This window comes from Variovorax paradoxus (assembly GCF_030811855.1).
Classification (GTDB): domain Bacteria; phylum Pseudomonadota; class Gammaproteobacteria; order Burkholderiales; family Burkholderiaceae_C; genus Variovorax; species Variovorax paradoxus_L.
In genome coordinates this window covers 1-16986 of record NZ_JAUSRN010000006.1, presented here as the reverse complement: position 1 = coordinate 16986, position 16986 = coordinate 1, and the positions used below count along the sequence as shown (strand labels likewise).

The following is a 16986-nucleotide window of genomic DNA, read 5'->3' as shown; positions in this document are numbered from 1 at the left end:
CACGGGCTGTGCGGCAGGCGACATGTTGCGCGCGCCGCTCAAAGTGCGAGACGCTGCCTTGCCTCGAAGTATTCGCGCTTGAGCTTTTCGATGAATGCCGCCGCGCTGGCCACTTCGGTCACCGCGCCGATGCCCTGGCCCGAGCCCCAGATGTCTTTCCACGCCTTGGCCTTGCTGCCATCGCCGCCGCCGAAGTTCATGGTCTTGACGTCGCCTTCGGGCAGGTTGGCCGGGTCCATGCCGGCCTTGACGATGCTGGGCGCGAGGTAGTTGCCATGCACGCCGGTGAATAGGCTGGAATAGACGATGTCGTCGGAGGTGCCGTCGACGATGGCCTGCTTGTAATCTTCGCTGGCGCGTGCTTCTTCGGTGGCGATGAAGGCGGTGCCGATGTAGGCGAAGTCTGCGCCCATGGCCTGCGCCGCGAGCACCGCGCCGCCCGTGGCAATGGAGCCCGACAGTGCGATGGGGCCGTCGAACCACTGGCGGATTTCCTGCACCAGCGCAAACGGGCTCTTCGTGCCCGCATGGCCGCCGGCGCCGGCCGCCACCGCGATGATGCCGTCGGCGCCCTTCTCGATCGCCTTCTGCGCGAACTTGTTGTTGATGATGTCGTGCAGCGTGACGCCGCCGTAGCTGTGCACCGCGTCGTTCACGTCGGTGCGCGCGCCCAGCGAGGTGATGACGATCGGCACCTTGTACTTCACGACCATTTCCATGTCGTGATCGAGCCGGTCATTGCTCTTGTGCACGATCTGGTTGATGGCGAACGGCGCGGCGGGCTTGTCCGGATTGGCCTTGTTGTAGGCCGCGAGTTCCTCGGTGATTTCGGCCAGCCAGTCTTCCAGCTGCGCCGCGGGGCGCGCGTTGAGCGCCGGCATCGAACCGACCACCCCCGCCTTGCATTGGGCAATCACGAGCTTTGGGTTGCTGATGATGAACAGCGGCGAGCCGATGATCGGCAGCGGCAGGTTGGCGAGCACTGGGGGCAGCTTGGACATGTCGTCTCCGGAATAGGGTTTCGGTTTTATATAAGAGGAAGGCCGTATCGCCCGTCAGGTGGGCGACACGACGGGCCGCAGGTCAGAACGCGTCGAGCGCCAGTGCCGTGACGCTCTCTGCGCCTTCGACGATGCTGTCGCGAACGCCCGGCACCTTGTTGAGGATGTGCTCGGCGTAGAAGCGCGCGGTGGCCACCTTGGCCTGCATGAAAGCGGTATCGACGCTGCGAGACGCCAGGTCTTCTGCAATGAGCAGCGAGCGCGCGAGCTGCCAGCCGGCAACGAGATTGCCCGCCAGCATCAGGTAGGGCACGCTGCCCGCAAACACCGCGTTCGGCGATGCCTTGGTCTGGCCCGCGACGAAATCGACCACGTCGACGAACGCCAGGCGCGCGGCCTTCAGGCGCTTCAACACGGCTGCCGCCGCGGCGCTGTCACTCTTCGCGAGCTCGGCCTCGGTCTTCTCGATCTGCGCGGCAATCGCCTTGGCCGTCTGGCCGCCGTCGCGCGCGGTCTTGCGGCCCACGAGGTCGTTGGCCTGGATGGCGGTGGTGCCTTCGTAGATCGTCAGGATCTTGGCGTCGCGGTAATACTGCGCCGCGCCCGTCTCTTCAATGAAGCCCATGCCGCCGTGCACCTGCACGCCGAGCGAGGTCACTTCCAGGCTCATCTCGGTGCTGTAGCCCTTGACCAGCGGCACCATGAATTCGTAGAACGCCTGGTTCTGCTTGCGTGCATCCGCATCGGGATGGTGGTGCGCGGCGTCGTAGGCGGCGGCGGCCACGGCCGCCATGGCGCGGCAGCCCTCGGTGTAGGCGCGCATCGTCATCAGCATGCGCTTGACGTCGGGGTGGTGGATGATCGGCGCGCTGGCGTTGATCGAGCCATCGACCGGGCGGCTCTGCACGCGGTCCTTGGCGTAGGCCACGGCGTGCTGGTAGGCGCGCTCGGCAATCGCGATGCCCTGCATGCCCACCGCGTAGCGGGCCGAGTTCATCATGATGAACATGTACTCGAGGCCGCGGTTTTCCTGGCCGACGATGTAGCCCACGGCGCCGCCGTTGTCGCCGTACTGCAGCACGGCGGTGGGCGAAGCCTTGATGCCCATCTTGTGCTCGATGCTCACGCAATGCACGTCGTTGCGTTCGCCGAGAGACCCGTCATTGCCGACGATGAACTTCGGCACCACGAACAGGCTGATGCCCTTCACGCCTTCGGGCGCGCCGGTGACGCGCGCAAGCACGAGGTGCACGATGTTCTCGGCCATGTCGTGCTCACCGTAGGTGATGAAGATCTTGGTGCCGAACACCTTGTAGGTGCCATCGGGCTGCGGCTCGGCGCGGCTGCGCACCATGGCCAGGTCGCTGCCGGCCTGCGGTTCGGTGAGGTTCATGGTGCCGGTCCACTGGCCGCTCACCAGCTTTTCGAGGTACACCGTTTTGAGTTCGTCGGAGCCGGCCGTGAGCAGCGCCTCGATGGCCCCATCGCTCAGGAGCGGGCACAGCGCGAAGCTCATGTTGGCCGAGTTGAGCATTTCGCCGCAGGCCGCGCCGATGGTCTTGGGCAGACCCTGGCCGCCAAAGTCCGCCGGATGCTGCAGGCCCTGCCAGCCGCCCGACACGTACTGCGCGAACGCTTCCTTGAAGCCCGGCGTGGTCGCGACCTCGCCGTCCTTGAAGGACGATGGGTTGCGGTCGCCCGACACGTTCAGCGGCGCGACCACGTCCTGGTTGAAGCGCGCGCATTCTTCGAGCACGGCCTGCGCGGTTTCGAGGCCGGCGTCTTCGAAGCCGGGCAGCTTGGCGATCTCGCCAATGTTGGCCAGGTGTTCGATGTCGAACAGCATGTCCTTGAGGGGGGCGGTGTAGCTCATCTCATGTCTCCAGATACAGCGGATACGAAAAGGGCATCGCGAACGATGCCCTCTGGCTCAGTGCAGCGATGCGATCAGAGCGCCTTGACGAGTTCCGGCACCGCCGTGAACAGGTCGGCCACGAGCCCGTAGTCGGCCACCGAGAAGATCGGCGCCTCTTCGTCCTTGTTGATCGCGACGATCACCTTGGAGTCCTTCATGCCGGCCAGATGCTGGATGGCCCCCGAGATGCCGCAGGCGATGTACAGCTGCGGCGCGACGATCTTGCCGGTCTGGCCGACTTGCCAGTCGTTGGGCGCATAGCCCGCATCGACAGCGGCGCGGCTGGCGCCAAGACCAGCGTTGAGCTTGTCGGCCAGCGGCGTCATCACTTCGGTGAACTTCTCGGCGCTGCCCAAGGCACGGCCGCCAGAGACGATGATCTTGGCGGCGGTGAGTTCGGGGCGGTCGCTCTTGGTGACCTCGCGGCCCACGAAGCTGGACTTGCCGCTGTCAGCCACGCCTTCGGCGGTTTCGACCGCTGCGCTGCCACCGGTGGAGGCCGCTGCGTCGAAGCCGGTGGTACGCACGGTGATCACCTTGGTGGCATCAGTGCTCTGCACGGTGGCAATGGCGTTGCCGGCGTAGATCGGGCGCTCGAAGGTGTCGGGGCTGTCGACCCGGGTGATGTCGGAGATCTGTGCCACGTCGAGCTTGGCGGCCACGCGCGGAGCGACGTTCTTGCCGTTGGCGGTCGAGGGGAACAGGATGTGGCTGTAGTTCCCGGCAATGGCCAGCACCTGGGCGGCGACGTTCTCGGCCAGGTTCTCGGCCAGGCTCGGGCTGTCGGCCACGATGACCTTGGCCACGCCCACGATCTGGGCGGCTGCCTTGCCGGCTTCGGCGGCATTGGCACCGGCCACGAGCACGTGCACGTCGCCGCCGCAGGCCAGGGCTGCGGTCACGGTGTTGAGGGTCGCGGGCTTGACGGTCGCGTGGTCGTGTTCGGCAATAACTAGTGCGGTCATGTCGTTGTCTTCCTCAGATCACTTTGGCTTCGTTCTTGAGCTTGTCCACCAGGGTGGCGACGTCGGGCACCTTGATGCCGGCGCCGCGCTTGGGCGGCTCGCTGACCTTGAGGGTCTTCAGGCGGGGCTTGACGTCCACGCCCAGGTCTTCGGGCTTGAAGACGTCCAGCTGCTTCTTCTTGGCCTTCATGATGTTGGGCAAGGTGACGTAGCGCGGCTCGTTCAGGCGCAGGTCGGTGGTGATGACGGCCGGCAGGCTCAGCTGGATGGTTTCCAGGCCGCCGTCGACTTCGCGGGTCACGGTGGCCTTGCCGTCGGCCACTTCGACCTTGGAGGCGAAGGTGGCTTGCGGCAGGTCGGTCAGGGCGGCGAGCATCTGGCCGGTCTGGTTGGCGTCGTCGTCGATGGCCTGCTTGCCCAGGATGATGAGTTGTGGCTGTTCCTTCTCGACCAGCGCCTTGAGCAGCTTGGCCACGGCCAGGGGTTGCAGCTCTTCGGTGGTCTCGACCAGGATGCCGCGGTCGGCGCCGATGGCCATGGCGGTGCGCAGAGTTTCCTGGCACTTGGCATCGCCGCACGAGACGGCGATGACCTCGGTGACCACGCCCTTCTCTTTCAGGCGGACCGCTTCTTCCACGGCGATCTCGTCGAACGGGTTCATGCTCATCTTGACGTTGGCAATGTCCACCCCAGTGCCGTCGCTCTTCACGCGCACCTTGACGTTGTAATCGACGACCCGTTTGACAGGCACTAGAACCTTCATTGACTTGACTCCATTGGGATTGCAGAAAGGGGGCTTCGAGGGCAACCGGTCATTTTAGGGTCCGGTCTCTGCCGGCTCCGCATTCGTATCGGCATGTACCGCGGTGCAACAAAAAAGAACGGTCGTGCTTTTTCGCGATTATACGGCAGCATCGCGCGGGCCGGAAAGGCCCGGCGGAAGAGATTCCACCCGCACCACGCGCTGGGGATACGGAATGTCCACGCCCGCGCCGCGCAGGCCTTCGAGAATGGCGATGTTGATGGCCGAGCGCACGTTGTCCTTGCCCTTGTCGGGGTCTGCGACCCAGAAGTTCAGGACGAACTCGAGTCCGTCCGGCACGAAGTTGGCAAGAAAGGTCACCGGCTCGGGGTCGCTCATGACGCGCGACTGCGATTTCGCGGCTCCGCACAGGATGGATTGGACCTGCACCACGTCGCTGTCATAGCCCACCACGATGCTGGTCGTGATGTTGAACTTGCGGTCCGCCATCGAGAGGTTCTCGACGCGGCTCGTGATGAGCGATTCGTTCGGCACGATCGCCTCTCGCCCGTTGCCCGCGCGGATGAGCGTGTAGCGGGTCTTGATGTCGGTGATTCGGCCTTCGAAGGTGTCGACCTTCACGTTGTCGCCAATGCGGATGGAGCGCTCGAGCAAGATGACGAAGCCGCTCACGTAATTGGCCGCCAGCTTCTGCAAGCCGAAACCCAGGCCCACACCAAGTGCGCCGCCCAGCACCGAGAGCGCCGTGAGGTCGACCCCCACTGCCGACAGCGCGAACAGCAGGCCGACCAGCAGCAGGATGGCGCGCACCGCGTTCGAGGCGACCTTGCGCATCGAGAGATCGGTGACGGCCTCGCGCAGGATCCGGTTCTCGATGGTGGCCGCAATCCACAGCGCGATCACCAGCACCAAGCCCGCCGACAGCACGCCCTGGAAGATGGTTTGCAGGCTGACGCGCGTCTTGCCGAACGAAAGCGTGATGTTGTCGAGTTCGGCCAGCACCGGTGGCAGCAACCCGACGATCCAGAGAATGGCGGCAATCCAGGCCAGCCACGAGATCGTGCGTTCCAGCAGCCGCACCAGGTTGGAGGTGGGAAACACTGCCCGCATCACGCGCGCGAACAGACGGATGACCAAGAGCGACAAGAAAACCGACACCGCGATGCGCAGCACCAGCACCGGCTGGAAACCGTTCACCAGGCGCCGGGCGAGTTCGGTGAAGACCAGCGCCATTAGCGGGAACAGCACGCCGTCGAAAGTGCGCTCGCCGAACCAGATCGAATCCTTCGGCTGATCGCGCCCGAACCATCGGCTCGCGATCCACGCCAAGGCCACGCAAGCCACCAGCGCCGCCAGTTCGATGCCCAGGCCGCGTGCGTCGACCTGGCCCAGGCGTTGTGTGAAGTCGTTGAAATTCATCTCTTGGGAAAACATGGCGCCGTATTTGCGCCTGCGGCGCTACAGATCGGCAAGAACGCGGATATGGGCTTCCACGCTGCGGGCCAGCGCATCGAGGTTGTAGCCTCCCTCGAGCATCGAGACGATGCGGCCGCGCGCATGGCGCTTGGCAACGTCCTGGATGCGGGCGGTGATCCAGGCAAAGTCGTTCTCGGTGAGGCCGAGCTGGCCCAGGTCGTCCTCGCGATGGGCATCGAAGCCGGCGCTCACGAAGATCATCTCCGGCGCAAACTCTTCGAGCCGGGGCATCCAGATGGCGTCGATCAGCTCGCGCACGTCCATGCCCCGTGTGTAGGCCGGGATTGGCAGGTTCAGCATGTTCGACGCCGGGTACTGGGTGCCGCTGTACGGATAGAAAGGGTGCTGGAAAAAGCCGACCATCAGCACGCGCGGATCGCCCGAAAGGATGTTTTCGGTGCCGTTGCCGTGGTGCACGTCAAAATCGACGATGGCCACGCGCTCCAGGCCATGCACTTCGAGCGCATGCCGTGCCGCAATGGCCACGTTGTTCAGAAAGCAGAAGCCCATGGCCTGCTCGCGGCAGGCATGGTGCCCCGGCGGGCGCACCGAGCAGAACGCGTTCTCGATTTCGCCCGCAATGACCGCATCGGTGGCGGCAATGGCGGCGCCGGCAGCACGGCGCGCGGCCAGTAGCGTGTAGCGCGTCAGGATGGTGTCTGGGTCGAGCTGCGCATGGTCAGGGCCGCCGGCCGGTTCGTCGGCCACCAGGCGCTGATGAAGCTCTTCGAGGTGTTCGAGGTGCGCCTCGCTGTGCGCCCGCGTGATCTGCGACAGTGTGGCCAGCGGCACGTCCCGGTGTTCGAGGGCATCGCCCACCCCGGTAAGCAGCAGCCTGTCTTCGATGGCATCGAGCCGCTCGGGACATTCGGGATGGCCCCGTCCCATGTCGTGCTTCCAGCAGTCGCGATGTGTGAAGTACCCGGTCTTGCCCATGTCTTTGCCGTGTCTCTGTCGTATCTAGACCTCACACAGCATGGGGCCGGGCGGTCTTACGGTATCGTTTGCATATGGATACAAATATGGACGTCGCTGCGAAGCTTGCCACTTTGCTAAGTCAGCTTAACACGGTGATCGTAGGCAAGGAGTCCCAGGTGCGCGACTGCGTGGCATGCCTGCTGGCGGGCGGGCACTTGCTCATCGAAGACGTGCCGGGGGTCGGCAAGACCACCCTCGCCCATGCGCTGTCGCACACCTTCGGCCTTCAGTTCTCGCGCGTGCAGTTCACTGCCGACCTGATGCCGGGCGACCTGTCGGGCGTGGCCATCTACGACAGGGGCCAGCAGGCCTTCGTGTTCCACCCCGGCCCGATCTTCGCGCAAGTGCTGCTGGCGGACGAGATCAACCGCGCCAGCCCCAAGACGCAGAGCGCGCTGCTCGAGGCGATGGAAGAGAAGCAGGTCACCATCGAGGGCGAGACGCGGCCGCTGCCCACGCCGTTTTTCGTGATCGCCACGCAGAACCCTCAGGACCAGCTCGGCACCTTCGCGCTGCCGGAGTCGCAACTCGACCGGTTCCTGATGCGCATCTCGCTCGGCTACCCCGACCGCGCCGCGGAGCGCGAACTGCTCGCGGGCGCCGACCGCCGCGAAATGCTGGCCACCCTCCCCGCCATGCTGACTGCCGGCGAACTCACGGCGCTGCAGCAGCGCGTGCAGCAGGTGCATGCCGCCGAGCCGCTGCTGAACTACGTGCAGGACCTGATCGCCGCCACGCGTTCCGGCCGGTGGTTTCTGCAGGGCCTCTCGCCGCGCGCCGGCATTGCCGTGCTGCGCGCCGCCAAGGCGCAGGCGCTTCTGGCCAACCGCAACTATGTCGCGCCAGACGACGTGCAGTCGATATTGCCGCAGACCATCGCGCACCGCCTGACCCCGGTGGGCGATGCGGGCCGGGGCGCCGTGGAGCAGGTGCGCGCGATGATCGCGGACGTGCCGCTGCCTTGACGATGAACCAGCCCGTGAACCAGCCCCTTTGTCACCGATGATCGCGTCGCTACGCTCGCGCATCGACGGCTGGTTCCTGTCGCGCCGGCCGCCTTCGGACACGCTGGAACTTACGCAGCGCAATGTCTACATCGTGCCGACGCGCGCCGGCTGGCTGCTGGGCGCCACGCTGCTGGTGCTCCTGATCGCGTCGATCAACTACCAGCTCAACCTTGGCTACCTGCTGACCTTCCTGCTCGCGGGCAGCGTGGCCGTGGGCATGCACGTGTGCCACGCCACGCTGCGCGGCCTGGCCATGCACCTCACGCCGCCCGAGCCGCACTATGCGGGCGCCGCCGCAGTGTTTCGCGTGGTGCTGCACAACACGCGGCGCAGCGTGCGCTACGGCATCGGCATGGCGGTGCGCGGCAGCGGCCAATGGGCCTGGACCGATGTGCCGGCCCAAGGCAGCGCCACGGTCGAGATCGCGTTCCAGCCGGAGCGGCGCGGCCTCCATCCGGTGCCTGCGCTCACCGCTGAAACCCGTTTTCCGCTCGGAACCTTCCGCGTCTGGACTGTGTGGCGCCCGGCCGCGCAGATGCTGGTCTATCCGACGCCCGAAGCACATCCGCCACCGCTGCCTCCGGGGGAGCCCCTGTCAGGACCGGCAGCCACAGCAGCCGCCCTGCGCGCCCAGGCCGCCGGCGAATACGACGGCCTGCGGGCCTACCGGCGCGGCGACCCGCTCAAGCTCGTGGTCTGGAAAAAGGCGGCCCGCGCGCAAGCCACCGGGTCGGAAGACCTGGTGAGCCGCGACACGCAGCAAACACAGCGCGAAGAGTTGTGGCTCGATACGCAGGCGGCCAACGTCGCCGACACCGAAGCACGCCTTTCAAGGCTCTGCGCCTGGGTGCTGATGGCTGACCGGCTGGGCGTGGACTACGGCGTCCGCGTGGCCGGCCGGGTGCTGCAGCCGTCGCAAGGCGAGGCACACCGCCGGGCTTGCCTGGAAGCGCTGGCCCTATGCTGAACGCCTGCCCATTGACGTTGGAGCACCGCGCATGAACAAGTTCATGCGCGAAATCTCGGCGTTGCCAAGGGACGCCAGGGACACCCTGTTCCTGCTGATCGTCATCGCACTGATCGTGCTTCCACAGGCCGAGAACCTGCCCTGGTGGTGCAGCGCCATCACAGCGATGGTCCTGGTGTATCGCGGCACGCTGGCCATCGAAGCCCGTCCGCTGCCGGGCAAGTGGGCGCGCGTGGGCCTGTTGGTGTTGACGTTGGCTGCCACTTTTGCCACGCACCGCACGCTGCTGGGCCGCGACGCGGGCGTCACGCTGGTGGTGATCCTGCTGGCGCTCAAGACGCTGGAGCTGCGCGCACGCAGGGACGCCTTCGTGCTGTTCTTCCTGGGCTTCTTCGCGATGCTCACGAACTTCTTCTATTCGCAGTCGCTGATGACCGCGGTGACCATGCTGCTTGCGCTGCTGGGCCTGCTCACCGCGCTGGTCAATGCGCACATGCCGGTGGGCAAGCCGCCGCTGCTGCTGGCCGCGCGCACCGCGAGCTGGATGGCTTTGCTCGGCGCGCCGATCATGCTGGCGCTCTTCCTGCTGTTCCCGCGTTTCGCGCCGCTGTGGGGCACGCCCGCGGACGCTATGGCGGGCCGGACGGGCCTATCGAACACCATGCGCGTGGGCACCATCGCCGAACTGGCGCTGGACGACCGCATTGCAGCGCGCATCAAGTTCGATAACGACCGCGTGCCGCCGCAGAGCCAACTTTATTTCCGCGGCCCGGTGCTCGCTCAGTTCGACGGGCGCGAGTGGACGACGCTGCCGAGCTGGCTGCGCGGCGCGCCGGCAGCGGGCAATCTGCGCATCAGCGGCCAGCCAGTGCGCTACGAGGTCACGCTCGAACCCAGCCAAAAGCCCTGGCTGCTCACGCTCGATGCGGCGCAGAGTCCGCCCGAGGTACCCGGCTTCGAAGTGGTGGGCACGCCGGACCTGCAATGGCTCGCAAACCGCCCCATCTCCGACCTGATGCGCTACCGCGCCGAAAGCTACACACAGTTCGAGAGCGGCCCGACACGGCAGACGCCCGCACTGCGCACTTACCTTGCACTGCCGCCCGGTACGAACCCGCGCACCGCCGCGCTGGCCGCCGAAATGCGCGCCCAGCCCGCCCTGGCCAACGCCGACGCGCAGGCCTTCGTTCGCGCGGCGCTGCAGCGGCTGCGCACCGGCGGCTACACCTATACGCTGGAGCCCGGCATCTACGGCAACGATACGGCCGATGAGTTCTGGTTCGATCGCAAGGAAGGCTTCTGCGAGCACATCGCTTCGGCCTTTGTGGTGCTGATGCGCGGGCTGGGCGTTCCGGCGCGCATCGTGACCGGCTACCAGGGCGGCGAACTCAACAGCGTCGACAACTTCTGGGTGCTGCGCCAGAGCGACGCGCATGCCTGGGCCGAGGTCTGGCAGGAAGGCGTCGGCTGGATGCGCGTGGATCCGACCGGCGCGGTGTCGCCGGGCCGGGTCGGTCAGTTCCAGCGGCTCGTGCCGCAGCCGGGCCTGTTTGCCGGCGCCATCGGCACATTGAGCCCGACGCTCGCGCAGAACGTGCGCGCCGCGTGGGAAGCGGTGAACAACGGCTGGAACCAGTGGGTGCTCAACTACACCCAGAGCCGCCAGCTCAACCTGCTCAAGAGCATCGGCTTCCAGTCGCCGAGCCTCGAAGACCTGGCCTACGTGCTGCTCTACCTGCTGGTGGGCGCGAGCCTTGCCGGCGCCGGATGGGCCTTGTGGGAACGCAGCCAGCATGATCCATGGCTGCGCCTGCTGGCCCAGGCGCGCGCGCGGCTTGCCAAAGCCGGCCTGATGGTGCCCGAGACGGCTCCTCCGCGCCAGATGGCGGCCCAGGCCGAAGCACGCTTCGGCCCCGCAGCCCAGGCGGTGCGCGACTGGCTGCTGAAGCTCGAAGCCCAGCGTTATGCAGAGACTTCGCCCGCATCGCTGGCAGCCCTGCGCAGCGAGTTCCGCCGGCTGAACTGGCCCGCGCCGAGCCCCGAGCGCTGAAACCGCATGTGTCCCGCGAAGGCGGGCTCGCGGCCGGACGGCACAATCGCGCCCATGCGATTTTTTCTACCTGCGCCGCCGCGCGCCGCTGCCGTCGTCCTGCTCGCCGTTTGTTGCGCGTGGTCCCTGGGTGCACAAGCTCAGAAAAACGGCAATGGCCGCGCGGTGAAAACCGTGGCCGGCAGCACTCCCTACGCCAACCGTGAGGACGCCATGCGCTTTGCCGACGACGTGGCCGAACGACGCGGCCTCGATCGCGAATGGGTGCGCGCCACCATCGGCAGCGCCCGCTTCCTGCCGAACGTGCCGCGCCTGATGCTGCCCGGCCCTGTCGGCACCGTAAAAAACTGGCAGGCCTATCGCAGCCGCTTCATCGACGCGACGCGCATCGCCGCCGGCGTGCGCTTCTGGCGCGCCAATGCCGAGACGCTCGCGCGGGCTGAAGAGGTGTACGGCGTTCCGCCGGAAATCATCGTGGGCATCGTGGGGGTCGAGACCATCTACGGCCGCAACATGGGCAACTTTCGGGTGATCGATGCGCTGGCCACGCTGGCATTCGACTTTCCGCAGGCCCACCCGCGCGCAGCCGAGCGCGAAGCTTTTTTCCGCGGCGAGCTGGAGAGTTTTCTCAGCACCGAGAGCCGCACCTCCCACGACCCCCTGCGGCCCGTCGGCAGCTACGCAGGTGCGATGGGCATGCCGCAGTTCATGCCAAGCAGCATCGCCAAGTACGCGGTCGATTTCGATGGCGACAGCCGCATCGACCTGGTCGACAACCCCGCCGATGTCATCGGCTCGGTGGCCAATTACTTCAAGGCCTTTGGCTGGACGCCCGGCATGCCCGCCGTCTATCCCGTGCACTTCGAGGAGGCCCGCCTCAAGAAGGCGGTGCTGCTGGCGCCCGACATCGTGCCGAGCTTCAGTGCCGACAGCTTCGTGGCCGCCGGCGCGGTGCCCGAAGGCGAAGGCCTGCTGCACAAAGGCCTGCTCGCGCTCATCGAACTGCAGAACGGCGCCGACGCACCGCCGACCTATGTGGCCGGCACGCGCAACTTCTACGTGATCACGCGCTACAACTGGAGCAGCTACTACGCGATGTCGGTGCTCGACCTTGGCCAGGAGGTCAAGGCCGCGATGGAGCAGTAGCCCATGACACCTGAGGCATTGCTTGCCAACTGGAACGCCGCGTGGCGCGCGCTGGGTGTGGCGCCCGCCGACGAGGCCCTTTGCATCGAGCTCCAGCGCCGCTACAGCGAGCCGCAGCGCCACTATCACACGCTGCAGCACCTGGGCGAATGCCTGGCCTGGTTCGAGCGCGAGCAAGCGCTGGCCGAGCATCCAGGCGAAGTGGCGATTGCACTCTGGTTCCACGACGCGATCTACGACGTGCATGCGCACGACAACGAGGCACGCAGTTCCGAATGGGCACGCACCGCGATGCTCGCGGCCGGCGTCCAACCCGACGCCGCCGAGCGCGTGCACGCCCTCGTGATGGCCACTCGGCACGATGCGGTGCCAGAAGGCCGGGACGCCGAACTGTTGGTCGACATCGACCTGTCGATCCTCGGCGCCGAGCAGGAGCGCTTCGACGAATACGAACAGCAGGTGCACGCCGAGTACGCCTTCGTGCCCGACGCCGTGCGCTTGCCACGCCGCCGCGCCATCCTGCAGCGCTTCCTGGCGCGCGACGCGATCTACACCACGCCCCGGATACATGCGCTGCTCGAGGCTCGCGCCCGCATCAACCTGGCCCGGTCTATCGCAGCGATGGCCTGATTGCGCCGGCGATGGGCCGGCGCGCAGTGCTTCAGGCGGGCACCAGCCGCCACCATTCGGAGCGCGGCTTTTCGCCATTGCGCTCTTCCTCCACCACGCCGAGCAGCAGGCCGGCGCTGCCCACGCCCAGGCGCGAAAGCCGCAGCAGCTGCTGCGGATCGCGGCACAACGCAAAGCTGGCGTCGCCCTGCCATTCGAGGCAGCGGCAGACCTCAGCCAACATCAACGCGGGCTGGCCTTGCATGAAGGTGAACGGCATCAGCGCGCCCGCATCGAGCTGCGCCAAGCCCGCATGCGTCGCGCCCCAGGCACCGCGCATGCTCGACACGCGCAGTCGGGCGCCCGCGGGCAATGCATGCTCGCCCGCCGCATCGAGGCAGCAGCGCGCGCCGTACATCGCGAGTTCGGTCCAGAGGCCGACGCGACGCGGCCGGCGGCCGAGGCGGTGCGCCAGCCGGTCGCGCCAATCCGCGGGCAGCGGATCGGCGCTGAAGTGCGCGACGGTGCGCCACTCGCTCATGCGGTGCAGTCCTCCAGCACCAGCGAGGCGTGCCCACCACCGAATCCGACCACGTTGAGCAGGACGTTGCGCAGCTTGGCGGGCGCCTGCGAACTCAATGCGATGCCGAGTTCGCCGTCGATCGCATAGCCGGCCGACGGCCACACGCTGGCTTCGATGCAGGCAAGGAGCATTGCGAGCTCGGCCGCACCCGACGCACCCAGCGTATGACCCAGCAGCGACTTGAACGACACCAGCGGCGGCAGAGTACCGAAGACCTGCTTCAGCGCCTGCGCCTCGATCGCATCGTTGACCGGACTGCCCGCGGCCTGCACCTTGATCAGGTCGATGTCCCGCGGGTCGAGCCCGCTCTGCGCCAGCGCCTCATGGCACATGGCGATCACCGCGCTGGCTTCGGTACCCGAGGGGTTGCGCCCGTCGACCACGTTGGATCCGCCCGCAATGCGCCATCGCGCCGCGCGCGAGCCCAGGCGCAACGCAGCCACCGCTTCGCCGAGCACCAGTCCGTTGCGGCCGGCGCCAAAAGGCCGCGCCCCATCGGGGGACAGCAGTTGCATGGCGCCGAAGCCGGCCACGGTGAAGCGGTTACCAAGTTCGGCCCCGATGACCAGCGCCTCGTCGGCTTCGCCGCTGCGAATGAAATCGCAGGCTGCCAGCATCGCATTGAGCGCCGAGGTGCAGGCGGTGGAAATGGTGAAAACCGGCCCCTGCCAGTCGAGCGCGCGGGCCACGAGGCCGGCAAAGTCCTGCAGATCGCCGCCCAGGCGGAGGTCTTGCACTTCGTGCTCCATGTCGCCGATGTCCAGCGAGGACGACGCGACGAAGAGCGGGCCGGCGCGTCCGCCTACACCCTCACCCGCCTCTGCCGCAACGCTGCGCACGGTGCGCTCCAGGCGCTCGGTCCAGCTGCCGTCTTGCGGCGGCAGCATGAACACGGGCCACTGAACGCCTTGCGAGACAGCGACGGGCGTCGGCGGCACGCCGCCCCGCGCAAGTGCTGCCACGGAGGACGCGAGATCGTCGCCCAGCGCACAGGCTAGGCCCATGCCGGCAACATACACGCCCTCGATGCTCATTGAATGACCGGGCGGCGGCTCATGCCTTACCCGCTTGCACCAGGTAGTCGGCAAGGTGCGCAATCGACGTGAGCGCGCGGCGTGTTTCCTTGCTGTCAGGCATGCGCAGGCCAAAGCGCTGCTGGATCGTCATCGACACCTGCAGCGCATCGAGCGAGTCGAGGTCGAGCCGGGCCTCGGGGCCGAAGAGAGGCTCGTCGTCACCAAGGCCACCGGGAGGCGCCTCCTTTTCGACAGCCTCGAGCACCATGGCTTTCAGGCTGGCAATGAATTCAGCGGATACGGAGTCGGTCACGATGCGGGCCTGCGAAACAGAAAGACGGCAAGCAGGAACATGGCGGCCGCGAACACCACGAGCCGGCCGACCTGCGGCAAGGTGTCGGCCACGCCGCCGCCGCGCAACAGCACGGTGAGCAGCGCTTCCAACCCCCAGTTCATTGGAGAAACTTCTACCAGCCGCTGCATGAAGCCCGGCATGACAAACTTCGGCACCATGATGCCGCCCGCGGCCGCCATCAGCACGTTGACCATCGGCCCGACAGTCGCCGCCTGCGCATGGCTGCGCACCAGGCAAGCGAGGGCCAGCGACAGGCTCACTGCGGCCAGGCTCACCGCGGCCAGCGCCAGCACCAGCGCGCCCCAATGGATGCCCGAAAGCGAGAGCGCGTCGCCACCGATGAGCGGCATCAGCCAGATGCCGGCGGCCAGCATCAGCACGGCCTGCAGCGCGTTGACGCCGAGGTAAGGCAGCGCCTTGGACATCAGCAGCATGAAGCGCGAAACGCCCAGGCTGCGCAGCCGGCCCAGCGCGCCCGAACTGCGCTCCTGGACGAACAGGCTCGAGAGCGAGGCCACGACGAAGAACATGCCGAACACCAGCCATGCCGGTACGTTCTGCTGCACCGAGGTGGGCCGCGGCCCGGCCGTGGAATAACGCTCGGCATTCACCAGCGCCTGGATAGAGGCACCGGGCGGCGGGCCGGACGTGCCCGGCACCGCCAACGCGAGGCGCGCCTTCAGTTCGCCGGAAGCACCGACCAGCTCGGCGCGCAAGGCGTTGAACAGGTTGGCATCGATGCCAGGCTCCGCCAGCAGCCGGATATGGGCCTTGGTCGAGAGCGCGGCCGATTCGAGTTCCGCCGACAAGCCGGGCTCCAGCACGATCACGTACTTGAGCGCGCCGCTGCGCAGCTGTGCCTGCCAGTCGGCATCGAGCGCCTGGGGTGCCCCGTGGCCGCGCTGCCAGATCTGCTGCAGCCATTGCGCCGGGGTCTCGGTGTCGCGCATGTCGACGGCATAGCTCAGTTCGGCCAGCGGCGGGCGATAGATGTCCTTCAGCGTGAGCGACATCAGCACGATGAAAATCATCGGCATGAGAAACAGCGCCGCGAGCCCGTGCATGTCGCGTGCGAGTGCGAGCAGTTCTTTCTTGATGAGCGCAAGCAGCATGGTGTTCAGTCGCGCAAGGAGCGATGGGTGAGCGCCATGAACAGCTGCTCGAGGTCGTGGCGGCCGAACTCGGCATGGCGCACGTCAATGCCTTCGGATTCCAGGGCCTGCAGCACGAGGCCGGGCCCAGTGCCTTCGTGGAGGTGAACGCGCCAATGCACGCCACCCGGCTCCACGGTACCGAAGCGCGAGAGCTTGTCTGCGTCGAGCCCGTCGGCCGCCAGCGTGAGCAGCATGGCACTCTTCGACAGCAGCTGGTCGAGCGAGCCTTCGCGCAACACGCGGCCATGGTCGAGGATGGCAACGCGGTCGGCGATGGCCTCGATTTCTTCCATGTAGTGCGAGGCGTAGATCACGGCCGCGCCCTGCTCCGCCAGACTCTTGATGGCGTCCAGAATGAAGGCGCGCGATTGCGGATCGACGCCCACCGTAGGCTCGTCGAACAGCATCAGCTCGGGTTCGGGCAAAAGGGCAATGGCGAGATTGAGCCGGCGTTTCAGCCCGCCCGAGAGGCGCTCGGCGCGCACGCCCGCGAACTGTTCGAGCTGCGAAAAGCGTGTACAGGCGTCAATGCGCGCCTTCTTGCGTGCACCGGCAAGTCCCCCCGCGGCAGCGAAGCACGCAAGGTTTTCGGCGACCGTGAGCATCGGATAGAAGGCCTGGTCCTGCGGCGCGACCGCAATGCGTGTGGGCGCTTTGGCGCGCACGTGTTCGAGCGGTTGGCCGTCGATGAGGATTTCGCCCGATTGCACGGCCAGCGCGCCCGAGAGGTGGGAGATCAGCGTGGTCTTGCCCGCGCCGTTGGGGCCTAGCAGACCCATCACACAGCCCCTGGGTACCGCGAGCGAAACGTCGTCGAGCGCCGCCCGCTCGGCGTGCGAATAGCGGTAGCTCAGGTTCTTCAGTTCGAGCATCGGCGTGTCGCTCGTTCAGTGCACTGCTGTTCAGGGTGCGCTCCCGCCGACGGGGTACCTTTCTCCGCGAATGTCCCCCGGCCTGCGGCCTCCTCCTTTATTTCGCTGCGCAAGGCACCCCATCGACGG

Annotated in this window: 16 protein-coding genes; 5 read left to right on the top strand and 11 right to left on the bottom strand. The window is 66.8% G+C overall.

Translation table 11 applies throughout. The features are described 5' to 3' along the window. Positions 1-38 precede the first annotated feature (38 nt). The 6 genes from J2X92_RS13175 to J2X92_RS13150 form a co-directional block, all read right to left on the bottom strand. Positions 39-1001 carry an NAD(P)H-dependent flavin oxidoreductase gene (locus tag J2X92_RS13175; RefSeq protein ID WP_093017643.1) on the bottom strand — a complete coding sequence of 321 codons (963 nt, stop codon included), beginning with the start codon at positions 999-1001 and terminating at the stop codon, positions 39-41. Positions 1002-1083: 82 nt separating this feature from the next. After that, positions 1084-2874, bottom strand: coding sequence for an acyl-CoA dehydrogenase (locus J2X92_RS13170; RefSeq protein WP_307576291.1), 1791 nt, complete (start codon positions 2872-2874; stop codon positions 1084-1086). Between the two features lie 74 nt (positions 2875-2948). Beyond that, positions 2949-3881 carry an electron transfer flavoprotein subunit alpha/FixB family protein gene (locus tag J2X92_RS13165; protein WP_307576290.1) on the bottom strand — a complete coding sequence of 311 codons (933 nt, stop codon included), beginning with the start codon at positions 3879-3881 and terminating at the stop codon, positions 2949-2951. A gap of 13 nt (positions 3882-3894) precedes the next feature. Further along, positions 3895-4644, bottom strand: a complete 750-nt coding sequence (locus J2X92_RS13160) for an electron transfer flavoprotein subunit beta/FixA family protein (protein ID WP_093014371.1) — start codon at positions 4642-4644, stop codon at positions 3895-3897. Between the two features lie 138 nt (positions 4645-4782). Continuing rightward, entirely contained in the window at positions 4783-6063 is a 1281-nt protein-coding gene (locus J2X92_RS13155) for a mechanosensitive ion channel family protein (RefSeq protein ID WP_307576289.1), read from the bottom strand. A 39-nt stretch (positions 6064-6102) separates the two neighbouring features. Then, positions 6103-7056, bottom strand: coding sequence for a histone deacetylase family protein (locus J2X92_RS13150; protein WP_307576287.1), 954 nt, complete (start codon positions 7054-7056; stop codon positions 6103-6105). Between the two features lie 86 nt (positions 7057-7142). Between J2X92_RS13150 and J2X92_RS13145 the strand changes: the two genes are divergently transcribed. From J2X92_RS13145 to J2X92_RS13125, 5 genes are read left to right on the top strand one after another with little or no spacing between them, the layout of a single operon-like run. Next, positions 7143-8063, top strand: a complete 921-nt coding sequence (locus J2X92_RS13145; protein WP_307576285.1) for an AAA family ATPase — start codon at positions 7143-7145, stop codon at positions 8061-8063. Between the two features lie 37 nt (positions 8064-8100). Further along, a complete protein-coding gene (locus J2X92_RS13140; RefSeq protein WP_307576283.1) occupies positions 8101-9072 on the top strand; it encodes a DUF58 domain-containing protein in 972 nt (323 codons plus the stop codon). Between the two features lie 31 nt (positions 9073-9103). Next, positions 9104-11122 (top strand): transglutaminase family protein, encoded by a 2019-nt coding sequence (locus J2X92_RS13135; RefSeq protein WP_307576281.1) that lies wholly within the window; start codon positions 9104-9106, stop codon positions 11120-11122. Between the two features lie 54 nt (positions 11123-11176). Then, positions 11177-12268: a lytic murein transglycosylase B gene (mltB, locus tag J2X92_RS13130; RefSeq protein ID WP_307576279.1), complete on the top strand. Its 1092-nt coding sequence runs from the start codon at positions 11177-11179 to the stop codon at positions 12266-12268. 3 nt (positions 12269-12271) lie between these two features. Further along, positions 12272-12898, top strand: coding sequence for an HD domain-containing protein (locus J2X92_RS13125; protein ID WP_307576278.1), 627 nt, complete (start codon positions 12272-12274; stop codon positions 12896-12898). A gap of 31 nt (positions 12899-12929) precedes the next feature. Here the strand turns inward: J2X92_RS13125 and J2X92_RS13120 are convergent, their stop codons facing one another. The 5 genes from J2X92_RS13120 to J2X92_RS13100 are packed head-to-tail and all read right to left on the bottom strand — an operon-like array spanning position 12930 to position 16857. Next, positions 12930-13418, bottom strand: coding sequence for a hypothetical protein (locus J2X92_RS13120; protein WP_307576277.1), 489 nt, complete (start codon positions 13416-13418; stop codon positions 12930-12932). Continuing rightward, positions 13415-14494 carry a beta-ketoacyl synthase N-terminal-like domain-containing protein gene (locus J2X92_RS13115; RefSeq protein ID WP_307576275.1) on the bottom strand — a complete coding sequence of 360 codons (1080 nt, stop codon included), beginning with the start codon at positions 14492-14494 and terminating at the stop codon, positions 13415-13417. The genes J2X92_RS13120 and J2X92_RS13115 overlap by 4 nt, the downstream gene beginning before the upstream one ends. A gap of 19 nt (positions 14495-14513) precedes the next feature. Continuing rightward, the gene (locus tag J2X92_RS13110; RefSeq protein ID WP_373424841.1) at positions 14514-14744 is read right to left on the bottom strand and encodes an acyl carrier protein; all 231 of its coding nucleotides are present in this window, start codon (positions 14742-14744) and stop codon (positions 14514-14516) included. 41 nt (positions 14745-14785) lie between these two features. After that, a complete protein-coding gene (locus tag J2X92_RS13105; RefSeq protein WP_307576273.1) occupies positions 14786-15943 on the bottom strand; it encodes an ABC transporter permease in 1158 nt (385 codons plus the stop codon). 5 nt (positions 15944-15948) lie between these two features. Beyond that, positions 15949-16857, bottom strand: a complete 909-nt coding sequence (locus J2X92_RS13100) for an ABC transporter ATP-binding protein (protein WP_307576271.1) — start codon at positions 16855-16857, stop codon at positions 15949-15951. Positions 16858-16986: the final 129 nt, after the last annotated feature.

Coding starts and splice junctions, on each gene's coding strand:
- J2X92_RS13175 (WP_093017643.1), bottom strand. CDS start 1,001: ATGTCCAAGCTGCCCCCAGTGCTCGCCAACCTGCCGCTGCCGATCATC.
- J2X92_RS13170 (WP_307576291.1), bottom strand. CDS start 2,874: ATGAGCTACACCGCCCCCCTCAAGGACATGCTGTTCGACATCGAACAC.
- J2X92_RS13165 (WP_307576290.1), bottom strand. CDS start 3,881: ATGACCGCACTAGTTATTGCCGAACACGACCACGCGACCGTCAAGCCC.
- J2X92_RS13160 (WP_093014371.1), bottom strand. CDS start 4,644: ATGAAGGTTCTAGTGCCTGTCAAACGGGTCGTCGATTACAACGTCAAG.
- J2X92_RS13155 (WP_307576289.1), bottom strand. CDS start 6,063: ATGAATTTCAACGACTTCACACAACGCCTGGGCCAGGTCGACGCACGC.
- J2X92_RS13150 (WP_307576287.1), bottom strand. CDS start 7,056: ATGGGCAAGACCGGGTACTTCACACATCGCGACTGCTGGAAGCACGAC.
- J2X92_RS13145 (WP_307576285.1), top strand. CDS start 7,143: ATGGACGTCGCTGCGAAGCTTGCCACTTTGCTAAGTCAGCTTAACACG.
- J2X92_RS13140 (WP_307576283.1), top strand. CDS start 8,101: ATGATCGCGTCGCTACGCTCGCGCATCGACGGCTGGTTCCTGTCGCGC.
- J2X92_RS13135 (WP_307576281.1), top strand. CDS start 9,104: ATGAACAAGTTCATGCGCGAAATCTCGGCGTTGCCAAGGGACGCCAGG.
- mltB (WP_307576279.1), top strand. CDS start 11,177: ATGCGATTTTTTCTACCTGCGCCGCCGCGCGCCGCTGCCGTCGTCCTG.
- J2X92_RS13125 (WP_307576278.1), top strand. CDS start 12,272: ATGACACCTGAGGCATTGCTTGCCAACTGGAACGCCGCGTGGCGCGCG.
- J2X92_RS13120 (WP_307576277.1), bottom strand. CDS start 13,418: ATGAGCGAGTGGCGCACCGTCGCGCACTTCAGCGCCGATCCGCTGCCC.
- J2X92_RS13115 (WP_307576275.1), bottom strand. CDS start 14,494: ATGAGCATCGAGGGCGTGTATGTTGCCGGCATGGGCCTAGCCTGTGCG.
- J2X92_RS13110 (WP_373424841.1), bottom strand. CDS start 14,744: ATGGTGCTCGAGGCTGTCGAAAAGGAGGCGCCTCCCGGTGGCCTTGGT.
- J2X92_RS13105 (WP_307576273.1), bottom strand. CDS start 15,943: ATGCTGCTTGCGCTCATCAAGAAAGAACTGCTCGCACTCGCACGCGAC.
- J2X92_RS13100 (WP_307576271.1), bottom strand. CDS start 16,857: ATGCTCGAACTGAAGAACCTGAGCTACCGCTATTCGCACGCCGAGCGG.